The organism is Streptomyces sp. CB02009, from assembly GCF_001905825.1.
Classification (GTDB): Bacteria; Actinomycetota; Actinomycetes; order Streptomycetales; family Streptomycetaceae; genus Streptomyces.
The window spans coordinates 80,933-93,779 of sequence record NZ_LIVV01000004.1; the positions used below are offsets into that span (position 1 = coordinate 80,933).

Genomic DNA, 12,847 nt, shown 5'->3' on the forward strand with positions numbered 1-12,847 from the left:
CCCGAACACCCGCTCAACACCACCAGCACCAGCGCCACGACGGCGCCGGCCGCTCCTCCCACGGGCCTGCGCATCGCACGTCCCCCTGTCCTCCCTCGGGCGGTCCGCGGTGAACCGCTGCTTTCAATACACCGCTCACCGCCCTCGGGTTCCCACCTCCGCGCCGCCGGTTCCCGGCTACTTCCCGAGCCGCCCGAACTTCCGTACCGCCAGCGGGAAGAAGACCGCGAGCAGCACCAGCGGCCACACCACCGCCGCCCAGACGTGCCCCGGCTCGCCGCCCGGGTTCCCGAAGAGGTCACGGACCGCCGTCGCGGTCGCCGACATCGGGTTCCACTCCACGAACGTGCCGAGCCAGCCCGGCATCGAGTCCGGCGACGCGAACGCGTTGGAGAGGAAGCCGATGGGCCAGACCAGGATCTGCACCGCCTGCACCAGCTCGGCGCGCCCCGCGACCAGCGCGAGGAAGATCCCGATCCACAGCATCGCGAACCGCAGCAGGAGCAGCAGCCCCAGCGCCCCGAGGGTGCTGCCGAGGCCGCCGTTCGCCCGCCAGCCGATCGCGTACCCGACGCCGACCATCACGAGCAGTCCCAGCGCCGACTGGAGCATGTCGGCGGCCGACCGCCCCACGAGCACCGCGCCGTCGGCCATCGGCATCGCCCGGAACCGGTCGATGACCCCCTTGTTCAGGTCCTGCGTCACCGCCGTCATGGTGCCTTCGAGCCCGAAGACCATGGTCAGCGTGAGCATTCCGGGCACCAGGAAGTCGACGTAGTCGCCGTCGACGCTCCGCCCGCCGCCGACCAGGTAGCCGAACATCAGCAGCATCATCACCGGGAACACGAGCCCGACCAGGACCTGCACCGGCTGTCGCGCCCAGTGCGCCAGCTCCCGGCGGGTCATCGTCCAGCAGTCGCTCACCACGTACGCGGCACTCATGCCGTCACCTCCCTCTCCCGACCCCCGACAGAACCGCCCGCCGCACCCGACCCACCTGAAGCACCCGAAGCACCCGAAGCACCCGGGGCATCCGACGCCTCCGACCCGTCCGACCCGTCCGACGGCCCCGTCAGACGCAGGAAGACCTCGTCCAGCGTCGGCCGCCGCAGGGCGATGTCCTCCGCGTCGATCCCGGCCGCCCCCAGCACCCGCACGGTCTCGGTGAGCGAGGCCATCCGGTCCGCCACCGGCGCGCTCAGCAGCCTCCGGTCGGCGTCCACGCTCACCTCGGCCCGCGGCACGGGCAGCAGCCCGGCCGCCTCGTCGAGCCGCGCCGCGTCCCGTACGACCACGTCGATGCGGTCGGCGCCGACGCGCGCCTTGAGTTCGTCGGCCGTGCCGTCCGCCACGACCCGCCCCTGGTCCACGACCGAGATCCGGTCGGCGAGCTGGTCGGCCTCCTCCAGGTACTGCGTGGTCAGCAGCACCGTGGTGCCTCCGCCGACGAGCGAACGCACGGACTCCCAGACCTCGCCACGCCCGCGTGGGTCGAGCCCCGTCGTCGGCTCGTCGAGGAAGAGCACCTCCGGCTCCGTGATCAGCGAGGCGGCCAGGTCGAGCCGCCGCCGCATACCGCCGCTGAACTGCTTGACCGGCTTGCGGCCGGTGTCGGTGAGGCCGAAGCGCTCCAGGAGCTCGTCGGCCCGCACGCCCGCGTGCCGCGCGCCCAGGTGGTGGAGCCGGCCGAACATCTCCAGGTTCTGCCGGCCGCCCAGCTCCTCGTCGAGGGCCGCGTGCTGCCCGAGCAGCCCGATCCGCCGCCGTACCTCCCGGGCCTCGGTCCGTACGTCGTGGCCCGCCACCCGCACCAGGCCCTCGTCGTGCCGGAGGAGGGTCGCGAGAATCCGTACGGTCGTCGTCTTGCCCGCGCCGTTGGGCCCGAGCAGGCCGTGGACCGTGCCGCGCCGGACCGTGAGGTCGAGCCCGGCCAGGGCGTCCTTCTCGCCGTACCGCTTGCGCGCGCCTTCCACGAGGATCGCGTCCCCAGTCGCCGCCATGTCGATTCCTCCAGAAATCTTTGTAGTCAAACTTGACCAGTCGCCACCGACGGAGCAACGTATGCCCTTCCGGCGGGTTAGTCAAACTTGATTAGTGGATTGCCTCGGTCGATCCGGCGGTGCCGATCGACCCGTGCGCGCGATCAGGTCGCGAAGGGGTTCTCCTCGCCCTCCGCCAGCACGCCCACGAAGGGATCGCCCTCGCCCGCGAACACGTACGCCCCGCCCTCGATCCGCTCGATCAGACCGAGCGTCCACTCCTTGCCGGCGTCCGCCGAGTGGACCCACATGTGCATGATCTCGCCGATGTGCCCGAGCTGGCCGGGGCCGCCCTCCGGCGTGTAGTACTCCGTGACCGCGGTCCGCCACTCGTCGAGCGCCCGCACCCGCTCCCGCAGCAGCTCCGCGGCCTCCGCCCGGGGCAGGTCCACGATGAAGCCGATGCCCGCCGACAGGACGTCCATCTTCTGGTCGTACGTGGTCAGCGCCTCGCGCAGCAGGGCGTAGTACTCCTCGACGCCGCTCGCCGTCAGCTCGTACTCGACGCGCGGCGGCCCGCCCACCGCGCTCGGCGCCACCTCGTGCGCGTGCAGCAGTCCCTGCTTCGCCATCTGCTTCAGCGCGTGGTAGATCGAGCCGGGCTTGGCGTGGGACCACTCGTGCGCGCCCCAGAACTCCAGGTCGTTGCGGACCTGGTAGCCGTGGGCGCGGCCGTGCTGCTTGACCGCGCCCAGGACGAGAAGACGGATCGCCGACATCCCACGTACCTCCTAGTCAATTTTGACCAGGGTACGCGCGCGGGGTCACCGCCCCTGCTCCGCCGCGATCAGCTCGAAGGAGCCCTTGCCGTCCAGGGACTCGCGGATGACGTCGGCGTGCCCGGCGTGCCGGCCGGCCTCCTGCACCAGGTGGAGGAGCATCCAGCGGACCGAGACCCGGCCGTCCTCGGGGAACCAGGGCGCCTTGGGCAGCGGGAACGTGTCGTCCAGGCTCGGCACCGAGCGGATGTACTCCTCGGTCTCCTTCGCCACCCCGGCCCAGAACTCCACGATCTCGGGGATCGTCTCCCCGCCCACGAGCCGGAAGCCCTCGTCCCAGGTCTCCTGGGAGCGCTGCCGCTCGTTCGGCTGCTGCTGGGCCAGCCGGAGCCAGTTCAGCTCGACCTCGGCGACGTGCTTGAGCAGCCCGGAGAGGCTGAGCTCGCTGGCGCTGGGGCGACTCGCCGCCTGCTCCTCGGTGAGACCGAGGAGCGAGCGGCGGATCGCGGCACGCTGGGCCTCGACGAAGTTGAGGAGCGCGCCGCGCTCGTCGCCGTGGGCCTCCGTGGGAACCAGAGCCACCATGATGTCCGCCTTCCGTAGCTGAACCTTCTCGACACCGACCACGCTACGGAGGCTTGCGGACAGGGAGTGTCCTCAAGTGGCGACGGGATCAGAAGGGGAAGCGGCTCCGGCCGTGCTGGATCGAGATCCACTTCTGGGTGGTGAAGCTCTCCACCATGGCCTCGCCGTTGAGCCGCCCGACGCCCGAGTGCTTCTCGCCGCCGAAGGGCACGATCGGCTCGTCGTGCACGGTGCCGTCGTTGATGTGGATCATGCCGGTGTGGATGCGCTTGGCGATGCGCACGCCGCGCTCGACGTTCCCCGTGTGGACGGCGCCGCTGAGCCCGTAGGGGGTGTCGTTGGCGATCCGTACGGCCTCGTCCTCGCCGTCGAACGGGACGATCAGAGCGACCGGGCCGAAGATCTCCTGGCCGAGGACGGGGGCGTCCGGGGCGAAGCCGGTGAGGACGGACGGGGAGACGAGGTTGCCGTCGACCGTGCCGTGCAGGAGCGCCGTGGCCCCGGCCTCGACCGTCTGGTCGACGAGCGAGGAGACGGCCTCGGCCTGCTGGGAGTTGATGAGCGGACCGATGTGGGTGGCCGGGTCGGCGGGGTCGCCGACGCGCAGGGTCTTCACCTTCGCCACGAACTTCTCGGTGAACTCCTCCTCCACCGTGCGGTCGACCAGGATGCGGTTGGCGGCCATGCAGACCTGTCCCTGGTGCACGAAGCGGCTGAAGACGGCGGCGTCGACCGCGTAGTCCACGTCGGCGTCGTCGAGCACGATCAGGGCGCTGTTGCCGCCCAGTTCGAGGACGGCGTGCTTGAAGTTCTGCGCGCAGACCGTGGCGACGTGGCGGCCGACCTTGTCGGAGCCGGTGAAGGAGATGACCTTCGGCACGGGGTGGGTGAGGAGCGCGTCGCCGATCTCGGCGATGTCGGTGACGACGACGTTCAGCAGACCGGCCGGCAGACCGGCCTCCTCCAGGACCTTGGCGACGAGGGTGCCGCCGCAGATCGGGGTGTTCTGGTGCGGCTTGAGGACGACGGCGTTGCCGAGGGCCAGCGCGGGCGCGACCGACTTGATCGACAGGAGGAAGGGGAAGTTGAAGGGGGAGATGACACCGACGACGCCGACCGGGACGCGGTAGACGCGGTTCTCCTTGCCGTCGACCGGGGACGGCAGGATGCGTCCCTCGGGGCGCAGCGCCAGCTGCACCGCCTCGCGGAGGAACTCCTTGGCGAGGTGCAGCTCGAAGGCCGCCTTGAGGCGGGTGCCGCCGAGCTCGGCGACGATCGTCTCGGCGATCTCCTCCTCGCGGTCCTCGACGATCCGCAGCGCCCGCTCGAAGACGAGCCGGCGGGTGTACGGGTTGGTCTCGGCCCACTCGGCCTGGGCGCGCTCCGCGGCGCGGTACGCGCGGTCGACCTCACCGGCGGTGGCGACGGTGATCGAGGCGAGCTTCTCCCCCGTGTAGGGGTTGAAGTCGATGATGTCCCACGAGCCGCTGCCGGGCTTCCACTCGCCGTCGATGTACTGATGGGCCAGGTCGGTGAAGTGCGACATGGATCGAGACCCCTCTACCCGCTCTACTTCCGCACGGATGACAGAAGTGACGTCGAAACGCCGAAACGTCGGAACTGATGTCACGTCATCGTACTGATGTGTCAGATGAGTTGGAGGAGTCCTCGAAGAAGGTCACGGCTTTCGGCCGGATCCGGCCCTTCCTTCTGCAGTCGCTCCATCACGCGCTGGTACTGGGCGACCTCCTCGCGCTTGTCGAGGTAGAGGGCGCTGGTGAGCTGCTCCAGGTAGACGATGTCGGAGAGGTCCGACTCGGGGAAGCTCAGCATCGTGAAGGCGCCGCTCTCGCCGGCGTGCCCGCCGAAGCTGAAGGGCATGATCTGGAGCGTGACGCCGGGGTGTTCGGAGATCTCGATCAGATGCCTCAACTGGCCCCGCATGACGTCCCGGTCGCCGTAGGGGCGGCGCAGCGCGGCCTCGTCGAGGACGGCGTGGAACTGCGGGGCGCGCTCGGAGACGAGGACCTTCTGCCGTTCGAGGCGGAGGGCGACGCGGCGGTCGATCTCGGCGGCGGGGGCGTCGGGCATGCCCCGGGTGACGACGGCCTGGGCGTACGCCTCGGTCTGCAACAGGCCGTGCACGAACTGCACTTCGTAGACGCGGATGAGGGAGGCGGCGCCCTCCAGGCCGATGTACGTCTGGAACCAGCCCGGCAGGACGTCGCCGAAGCTGTGCCACCACCCGGCGACGTTGGCCTCGCGGGCGAGCCCGAGGAGCGAGCCGCGCTCGGCCTCGTCCCCGACCCCGTACAGCGTGAGCAGATCCTCGACGTCCCTGGCCTTGAAGCTCACCCGTCCCAACTCCATACGGCTGATCTTGGATTCGGACGCGCGGATCGAGTAACCGGCCGCCTCGCGGGTGATCCCGCGGGACTCGCGCAACCGCCTCAGCTGTGAGCCCAGCAGGATGCGCCGCACCACACTCCCGCTCGCTCCGCCCGATTCGCCTGCGGTCACGGCTCCCAGCCTCCCCTTACGGTGTCGAGCCCCCGTCGAGCCCCGGATTCTGCCACCAAACGCTTCAGCGCGTACACATTCGATTACGGAAAGACGGCGAGTTCCGGGCAGTCGCGGAAAGTTCGCCTCCCGCGGCGGACGACTTATGCACAGATTAGGCACGGGGACGGACAGGTCCGGCGCGTGCACGTGCATCTGCCCTTGCATCCAGTGGACGCATTCGGAACCATGGACCCCGCGCAGCCGCGTACTCGTTCGTGTTGTCGTGTTGTCGCACCACAGTCGCGATTCCCGGGAGTGCCTCGCATGGGGACGAATGGATCGACCGTGCTCGAGCCGTTACGGCAGGGCCTTCCGCCGATCGATCCCGGCGCCGTCTCCACCTCCGCCTCGTGCGCGCTGCCCGCGCGGTACGAAGCCGTGCGGGGAGCCCGGAAGTTCACCAGCGCGACGCTCGACCGCTGGCAGCTGACCGAGCGCTTCGACGACGTGGCCCTGGTCGTCTCCGAGCTCGTCACCAACGCGCTGCGCCACGCGGTGCCCGCCGACGCGCCCCAGGAAGAAGGCCAGAACCCACCGGTTCGCCTGCATTTGATGCGCTGGTCCTCGCGCCTGGTGTGCGCCGTGCGCGACCCCAGCAAGGAGAGCCCGGAGGCGCGCGGCGGCGAGGAGGACTTCGCCGCCGAGTCGGGACGCGGACTGTTCCTGGTGGACTCGTTCAGCGACAGCTGGGGGTGGCATCCGCTCGCCGGCACGCTGCGGGGCAAGGTGGTGTGGGCGCTGTTCCGGATCGGTCCGGAGTAGCCGCGCCGCACCGCGCACCGTACGTACGGAGGAAAGGGGAAGGGCCCCGGCCGCATCGGCCGGGGCCCTTCTTCTTCTCGCGCGCCCACGCGGGGTCGCGCTCACACCAGGTGGTCGAACTCGCCGTCCTTGACGCCGAGGAGGAGCGCCTCTATCTCCGCCGGCGTGTAGACGAGGGCGGGGCCTTCGGGGTGGCGCGAGTTGCGTACGGCAACGTTTCCCCCCGGCAGTTTGGCGAACTCCACGCAGGATCCCTGGGAGTTGCTGTGTCTGCTCTTCTGCCACACGACGCCTCGCAGCTCCGTGGCCGCCATGCCGTTGTACGCGCGATGCGCATGATGCACTGGAAGCTCCCCGAGTTGCTAGGTGCAGGTGTCAACTTCCTCGGATCATAGCTGTGTTCATATGCCCATGCATGAGCAGATGCACGTGCACGGGGGGTGGCGTAGCGGCTACGCGACAGAGCGTGCCACCTGCGCGTACGGCGCCGCGCCCCGCCTCACCCTACGGGTCGCGTCCCCGCTCAGGAGGGACCGCTCCTGGGGATCAGGGGCAGCTCGGAGAGGAGCTTTCCCGACCGGTCGTACAGCGCCGTGCCGACCTCGCCCATTCCCGGCCCCGTGTGCACGTACCAGACGCCCCAGCCCGGCCTGCCCGGCAGTTCGAGCAGGGTGGCGACGGCCGTGCGGCCCTCGGCGTTCCTCAGCTCGACGCGGCCCGCCGCACGGGTCCCGTAGTAGAGCCCCGAGTGGAAGGCCCCCTTCGGGCCGCCCTCGCTCTGATGGCTCACGCCCGGCTCCGCCACGTCGACGTTGCCGTCGGTGACGCTGCGGGTGTTCTCGTAACCGTCCGGCCCGACCCAGTGCTTGCCCTCCGCCGTCAGCCAGACCTGCCAGCCCTTCCCGGCGTTCACCCGCTCGCCGGAGGCCACGGTCCTGATCGGGGTCGGGTCCGGCGTAGGCGGCGCGTCGCTGGTGCGGACGGACGGCGCCGAGGTCGGGACGACGGTCGGCGGGACGGCGACGGGGGCCGGTCCCGGGGCCGCCGGCGACGGGCGTACGGGGGTCAGGGTGACGACGACGGCCACCACGGACGTCGCGACCGCCAGCACCGAGAGAGTCGACAGCACGGTCGTTCGGCGCCGTCGCCGCGCCCGGCCCGCACGCCGGACGGCCTCCAGCGGGAGCGGGCCCGGGGTGACGTCCGAGGCGGCCCGCGCGAACACCGCGTGCAGGTCGGGCCGCGGGGGGCCTTGCGGGCCGGGCCGGGGCGCGCGTCGCGGGTCGGGCTGGGGGTCGGGGGGTGTCGTCGGCCGTGCGGGGGTCATCGTCGGGCTCCGGTCGGGGCGGGGAGAGTCGGGGCGGGGACGGTGACGAGCCCCGGGTGGGCGCGGAGCGCGGCCAGACCTCGCCGGGCGTGGGTCTTGACCGTGCCGATCGAGCAGTTGAGCACGCTCGCGATCTCCAGCTCGGTCAGATCCTCCCAGTAGCGGAGCACCATGACCGCACGCTGGCGGACGGTCAGATCAGCTAACGCGGCGAGGAGCGCCGTGCGTTGCTCGACCGCCTCCGCGTGACCCGCGGAGGTGTGGCGCAGCGACTCCGGCAGGACCGGCGTCAGGAGGTGGACGACCCGCTTCCGGCGGACCCTGCTGAGGTTGTTGTTGATCAGCGCCCGGCGCACATAGAGGTCGATCTCCCCGCGCGGAACCCGCCGCCACCGCGCGTACACCTTGGCCAGCGTCGTCTGCACCAGGTCCTCGGCCTCGTGGAAGTCCCCAGTCAGGAGCTGGGCCGTACGCACCAGACGCGGCCAGGCGGCGACGGCGAACTCGGTGAAGCCGTCGTCGTCGGAGGTCCCGGTCGTCCTGGTGATCCCGGTGGTCTCAGTCGCCCTGATGGTCCCGGTCGCCCCGGCAGTCCCGGCGGTCGAGGTCGTCCCAGCGGTCCCGGCGGTCCCGGCGCCCGTCCCGGCCTCGGCGACGCGGGTGAGCTCGGCGACCTCGGTGACGGACTCGTGCGGCACGGTGTCGGACCTCGCGATCGGTCGGTGGGCGGTGGCTCGACGGAGCCGTGGAGCGGATGAGGTGAGGCGGCGGGGCCCGCCCCGTGCCGGGCCCCGCCACGTTTCTGCCCGGGTCAGCCGCGGCCGGCCGGGAAGTCGAAGCCCGGGAGCTCGGCCAGGGGCCTGCCCGCGCGGTCGTAGAGAGTGACGCCGAGGCTGCTGCCGCCGTTCCCGTCCGCCGGGCCGGTGTGGGCGTACCAGACGCCCCAGTCGGGGCGGCCGGGCAGGGCGATGAGGGTGGCGACGGTCTTGTGGCCCTCGTCGTCGCTGAGTTCGACGCGGCCGGCCTTGCGGGTCCCGTAGTAGAGGCCGGAGTGGAAGACGCCGGTCGCGTCGCCCTCGCTCTGGTGGCTCACGCCGGGCTCGGAGCGGTCGATGTTGCCGTCGACGACGCTGCGGAAGTTCTCGTAGCCGTCCGGGCCCGTCCAGTGCTTGCCGTCGCGGGTCAGCCACACGGTGAAACCCCCGCCGGCGTCCACCCGCCGGCCCGGACGGACGGTACGGACCGGCTTCGCGGCGGGCGCGGCGGACACGGCGGCCTTGGCCGGGGTCACCTTCGCGGGCTCGGCCCGGACAGCGGTACCGGCCGCCGGGGAAGCGGTGGAGTCCGGGGAGCCCGGGGAAGCGGCGGCGGCCGTGGAGGCGGTGGAGGTCTCGGTGGGCGCTCCGACGGCCGACGGTGCCGCGACCGCCACGGCGGCCACGACGCCGGCCGCCGCCAGCCAGTACTTCTTCATGCGGGTGCTCCTGGGATGGATGTCGGTGGAGGACCGCGTCCGTCCGCGCCCTCTTCCCCTACCAACTCCTCCCGGCCCCGCGCCGGATGACATGCTCGCGAAATTCGTACGGGACGACTCCCCGCCGCCACGACCCGCGCTGTGCCGCCCGGTGCGGCCCACCGTGCCGCCCACGCCGCGGCCCGCCCTGCGGCCCGCCCGACATCCCGCCGTGCGGGAGGGACGGCCGGTCGCTACCGCGCACGCGCCCGCGTGGAGTCCGTCAGCGCCGTCGTGACCTCGTCCAGGGCCTCCAGGAGGAGGACCGCGCCCTTGTGCAGCAGGAAGTGGTCCGGTGCGTCGTCGGCCCACGCGTCCACCGTCTCGCGCAGCTCGTCCCAGCCGGGTGCCCTGCGCTCCCGTACGTCCTTGGCGCCCCGTTCCGTCGCCCGCCGCAGGGACTCCGCGAGGGTCGCCGCGGCGGGCACGGGCGGGGCGCCGGGCTCCGGCAGGTGCGCCTCCATGAGCATCGCCACCCGCCCGAACTCCGCGAGCGCGTGGTCGGCCTGTTCGGTCGCCGCGTGCGAGAGGCCCCGGTGCCGCACGGGCTCGTGCGTGGCCCGCTCCACGGCCTCCTGCCAGGCGACGCGGGCCGCGCGGGTGTTCAGGAGCGCCTCACGGACATCGGGGCTGCCGGGACCGAGCGGATCGGCGTACCGCGCGATGACGACCGCCCCGTACCCGCCGACGGACGCCAGCCAGTCCGCGAGCCGGCCGCGCAGCCGGGGCGTCTCCCAGGCCGGGTAGACGGCGTACGCCAGCATGGCGAGGATCCCGCCGAGCAGGGTCAGCGTCACCCGGTCCCGTACGGTCTGGCCGACGCCGACGCCCTCCATGCCGAGCAGGAAGACCACGTACGCGGCGACGAAGACCTGGCTGACGGCATACCCCGTCCGGATGAACAGGTACATCCCGAAGGCGCACACGACCGCGAGCCCGGCCGACAGGTACACGCCCGGGTGGGCCGACTGCACGACGGCCGTCGCCAGGGCCACCCCGACGAGGGTGCCGCCGAACCGCGCCACCGACCGCGCGTACGTCTGCGAGAAGTCCGGGCGCATCACCATCACCGAGGCCATCGGCGCCCAGTAGCCGTGTCCGAGGGGGAGCGCCGTGCCCAGCAGGTAGCCGGCGGCCGTGACCGCCGAGACCCGGAGCGCGTGGCGCATGACCGGCGAGTCCCGGCGCAGCTCGGCACGGACCTGCGCCGCGACGATCGGGGTCAGCCGGACGAGGGTGGGGCGCTCCCGGGGTGTGGCGCCGTGGCCCGAGGTCTCCGTCCTGGGATCGGCCGTGTCGACGACGTCGCCGAGCAGCGCCGTGAGGCGGATGGCGGCGCGGCGGGGCGGGCCGTGCAGGATCGACAGGGTGTCCGGGGAGTGGAGGGTGGCGACGGCGGGTGCGGGGAGGGTGACCGGTTCGCCGTGCCGGATCGCGTGCGCGGCGGCGTCCAGGACGGTGCCTGCCGCCCCGAGCAGCTCCCGCACGCGCTCGCGTGCCGCGCCCTCCTCCGGGACGCCGACGGCCGGGTCGGCGAGGGAGGCGAGGACCGGGCGGATGCGCTCGGCGAGGCCGCGGGCGCCGTGCAGCTCCGCCGGGCGGCGACGGGCCTGGGCGGGTGTCACGGCGGCCGCGCTGCGGGCGGTCATGAGGGGCAGGGGGTCGAACGGCGCGACCGGGTCGTGGCGCAGGCGGCGGGCGTAGTCCCCCTCCGCGGCGAGCGCGTCCGCGAGGGCGTCGCGCTGGGCGCCCCAGGGGCGCACCGGGAGGAGGACGACCAGACCGGCCTGGACGACACCGCCCGCGAAGATCATGGCCGCGTGGCCGGCGGCGGTGGCGACGGAGGTGGGGAGGGTGACGGTCACCAGCATGATCGCCACGTTGGAGGAGGCGATCATGCCGGCGGTGGGCCCCGCGGCCCAGGCGAGGCCCGAGAGGAAGGTCCAGAGCACCAGCAGGGCCAGGAAGAAGACCTCCTCGGTGCCGACGAGATAGCCGAGGAAGGTCGACAGGGCGAGGCTGGCGCCGGAGGCGAGGGCGAGGGTGGGGCGGGGGCGCCAGGAGCGCTGGAAGGTCGCGATGGCGGCCTGGAAGGCGCCGAACGCGGAGGAGGCGGCGACGGCGGGGCCGAAGACGGCGAGCGAGAAGCCCACCACGAGGGCGAGCCCGAGGGCGGCGCGGGCGGCGATGACGGGGGCGAGCCGCCGCCGCTCGACGGTGAGCCCGGAGCGGGCGGTCTCCTTCAACGCCCGGAGCCAGCTCATGCCCCGAGCGTATCCGTGACCGGACATAACGACCCATTCCACCCGCGCATGGGATTCTGTGTGCATGACGTCCGATGTCACGGCCGCCGACTGGGCCGTGCGGCAGGTCGCCTCCGTCCGGGACGACCCGGCCGGGCGGATGGCCCTGATGGAGCGGTGCTACTACGGCCCGTTCGGCACGGCGCCCCAGCACCTGCCGTTCCGCCGGGCGGCGATGTCCTTCATGCGCTGGCAGCTGCGGCGGGGCGTGCTCCAGCCGGGCTTCGCCGACCGGCCCGGCAGCCCGTGGTGGCGCGCCGTGAACGAGCGCATCCTGCGGGACGGCTGCGAGGCCGTGGGGCTGAGCGGAGGGCTTCCCGGGCGGACCTCGTCCCCCTCGGTCCACCACTGGCTGTCCTTCGTCCACTACCCCACCGCCCGCGCCTGGTACCGGGCGCACAACGGGAGCGTCGTCGCCGGCTACCTCGACCACCGCGACCTCGCGCAGGCCGAGACCGAGGCCGAACGGTTCTTCATGAACGTCGTCCTCTGCCGCGTGCTCTACTCCCACGCCCTCGTCGCCGCACCAGGCCTCTCGCTCGGCCCGCTGCGCCCGCTCGCGCCGTTCCTCGGGGACCCGAGGCTGGGCATGGCCGGGGTCTTCCTCCAGCTGTCCCGCGTGCTCCCCGACGAGTACCCGCTCCGCGACGGCGTGCGGACCTATCTGCGCGGCGAGGTCGGCTTCGGCCGCCTCGTCGACTTCGGCGTGATCGTGCCGCGCCTCCAGCAGCTGTACGAGTGGTCGGCCCACGAACTCGCGGCGCCCGGCCTGCTCGACTGCGTCCGCGACGGCTCCCTGGTCTACGCCTGGGCGTACGAGGACCGGAACGTCTGGAAGCCCCCGGACACGTTCGCGATCCGTCTGGCCCACCGGGCGCTGCCACCCGAGGGGCGGGCCGGGCGGCGACGCTGACCCGCGCCGGCCGGCCGACGACGCCGACGCGCGCCGTCAGGTCCTTGGCGCGCACGCTCAGGCCCCCGCCCCCGCCGCCGCCCCGCGCCCGCCGGATCGGCCCGTGGGTGGAGCCACACCCGTC

General features: G+C 72.6%; 13 protein-coding genes. 2 read left to right on the forward strand and 11 right to left on the reverse strand.

Translation table 11 applies throughout. The features are described from left to right. Positions 1–177 precede the first annotated feature (177 nt). The 6 genes from AMK27_RS16650 to AMK27_RS16675 all read right to left on the reverse strand — a co-directional run bounded on the left by AMK27_RS16650 (position 178) and on the right by AMK27_RS16675 (position 5,863). Complete coding sequence (locus tag AMK27_RS16650) at positions 178–942, reverse strand: ABC transporter permease (protein ID WP_073907948.1); 765 nt, start codon at positions 940–942, stop codon at positions 178–180. After that, a complete protein-coding gene (locus AMK27_RS16655; RefSeq protein WP_073907951.1) occupies positions 939–2,000 on the reverse strand; it encodes an ATP-binding cassette domain-containing protein in 1,062 nt (353 codons plus the stop codon). The genes AMK27_RS16650 and AMK27_RS16655 overlap by 4 nt, the downstream gene beginning before the upstream one ends. Positions 2,001–2,143: 143 nt before the next feature. Then, positions 2,144–2,758, reverse strand: coding sequence for a PadR family transcriptional regulator (locus AMK27_RS16660; protein ID WP_073907954.1), 615 nt, complete (start codon positions 2,756–2,758; stop codon positions 2,144–2,146). A gap of 45 nt (positions 2,759–2,803) precedes the next feature. Next, positions 2,804–3,343 carry a DinB family protein gene (locus AMK27_RS16665; RefSeq protein WP_073909407.1) on the reverse strand — a complete coding sequence of 180 codons (540 nt, stop codon included), beginning with the start codon at positions 3,341–3,343 and terminating at the stop codon, positions 2,804–2,806. 88 nt (positions 3,344–3,431) lie between these two features. Continuing rightward, entirely contained in the window at positions 3,432–4,889 is a 1,458-nt protein-coding gene (locus AMK27_RS16670) for an aldehyde dehydrogenase family protein (protein WP_073907957.1), read from the reverse strand. 101 nt (positions 4,890–4,990) lie between these two features. Further along, positions 4,991–5,863, reverse strand: coding sequence for a helix-turn-helix domain-containing protein (locus AMK27_RS16675; protein WP_073907960.1), 873 nt, complete (start codon positions 5,861–5,863; stop codon positions 4,991–4,993). Between the two features lie 306 nt (positions 5,864–6,169). Between AMK27_RS16675 and AMK27_RS16680 the strand changes: the two genes are divergently transcribed. Then, positions 6,170–6,667 (forward strand): ATP-binding protein, encoded by a 498-nt coding sequence (locus AMK27_RS16680; protein ID WP_073907963.1) that lies wholly within the window; start codon positions 6,170–6,172, stop codon positions 6,665–6,667. A gap of 101 nt (positions 6,668–6,768) precedes the next feature. On the opposite strand, the gene AMK27_RS16685 is transcribed toward AMK27_RS16680, so the two are convergent. From AMK27_RS16685 to AMK27_RS16705, 5 genes are all read right to left on the reverse strand, one after another. Beyond that, a complete protein-coding gene (locus AMK27_RS16685) occupies positions 6,769–6,981 on the reverse strand; it encodes a DUF397 domain-containing protein (RefSeq protein ID WP_173861569.1) in 213 nt (70 codons plus the stop codon). Between the two features lie 209 nt (positions 6,982–7,190). After that, positions 7,191–7,994, reverse strand: a complete 804-nt coding sequence (locus AMK27_RS16690; protein WP_143204861.1) for a hypothetical protein — start codon at positions 7,992–7,994, stop codon at positions 7,191–7,193. Next, entirely contained in the window at positions 7,991–8,692 is a 702-nt protein-coding gene (locus AMK27_RS16695; RefSeq protein ID WP_389808248.1) for a SigE family RNA polymerase sigma factor, read from the reverse strand. Before AMK27_RS16695 ends, AMK27_RS16690 begins: the two co-directional genes overlap by 4 nt. A gap of 113 nt (positions 8,693–8,805) precedes the next feature. Then, complete coding sequence (locus tag AMK27_RS16700; RefSeq protein ID WP_073907969.1) at positions 8,806–9,468, reverse strand: hypothetical protein; 663 nt, start codon at positions 9,466–9,468, stop codon at positions 8,806–8,808. A gap of 233 nt (positions 9,469–9,701) precedes the next feature. Further along, positions 9,702–11,771: an FUSC family protein gene (locus AMK27_RS16705; protein ID WP_073907972.1), complete on the reverse strand. Its 2,070-nt coding sequence runs from the start codon at positions 11,769–11,771 to the stop codon at positions 9,702–9,704. Between the two features lie 64 nt (positions 11,772–11,835). On the opposite strand from AMK27_RS16705, the gene AMK27_RS16710 reads away from it, so the two are divergent. Then, a complete protein-coding gene (locus tag AMK27_RS16710) occupies positions 11,836–12,723 on the forward strand; it encodes a hypothetical protein (protein WP_073907975.1) in 888 nt (295 codons plus the stop codon). Positions 12,724–12,847 lie beyond the last annotated feature (124 nt).

Bases quoted from the DNA above. Each gene is read 5' to 3' on its own strand.
- AMK27_RS16670 (WP_073907957.1), bottom strand. From the start codon at position 4,889: ATGTCGCACTTCACCGACCTGGCCCATCAGTACATCGACGGCGAGTGG.
- AMK27_RS16660 (WP_073907954.1), bottom strand. From the start codon at position 2,758: ATGTCGGCGATCCGTCTTCTCGTCCTGGGCGCGGTCAAGCAGCACGGC.
- AMK27_RS16685 (WP_173861569.1), bottom strand. From the start codon at position 6,981: ATGGCGGCCACGGAGCTGCGAGGCGTCGTGTGGCAGAAGAGCAGACAC.
- AMK27_RS16705 (WP_073907972.1), bottom strand. From the start codon at position 11,771: ATGAGCTGGCTCCGGGCGTTGAAGGAGACCGCCCGCTCCGGGCTCACC.
- AMK27_RS16710 (WP_073907975.1), top strand. From the start codon at position 11,836: ATGACGTCCGATGTCACGGCCGCCGACTGGGCCGTGCGGCAGGTCGCC.
- AMK27_RS16655 (WP_073907951.1), bottom strand. From the start codon at position 2,000: ATGGCGGCGACTGGGGACGCGATCCTCGTGGAAGGCGCGCGCAAGCGG.
- AMK27_RS16690 (WP_143204861.1), bottom strand. From the start codon at position 7,994: ATGACCCCCGCACGGCCGACGACACCCCCCGACCCCCAGCCCGACCCG.
- AMK27_RS16650 (WP_073907948.1), bottom strand. From the start codon at position 942: ATGAGTGCCGCGTACGTGGTGAGCGACTGCTGGACGATGACCCGCCGG.
- AMK27_RS16700 (WP_073907969.1), bottom strand. From the start codon at position 9,468: ATGAAGAAGTACTGGCTGGCGGCGGCCGGCGTCGTGGCCGCCGTGGCG.
- AMK27_RS16665 (WP_073909407.1), bottom strand. From the start codon at position 3,343: ATGGTGGCTCTGGTTCCCACGGAGGCCCACGGCGACGAGCGCGGCGCG.
- AMK27_RS16680 (WP_073907963.1), top strand. From the start codon at position 6,170: ATGGGGACGAATGGATCGACCGTGCTCGAGCCGTTACGGCAGGGCCTT.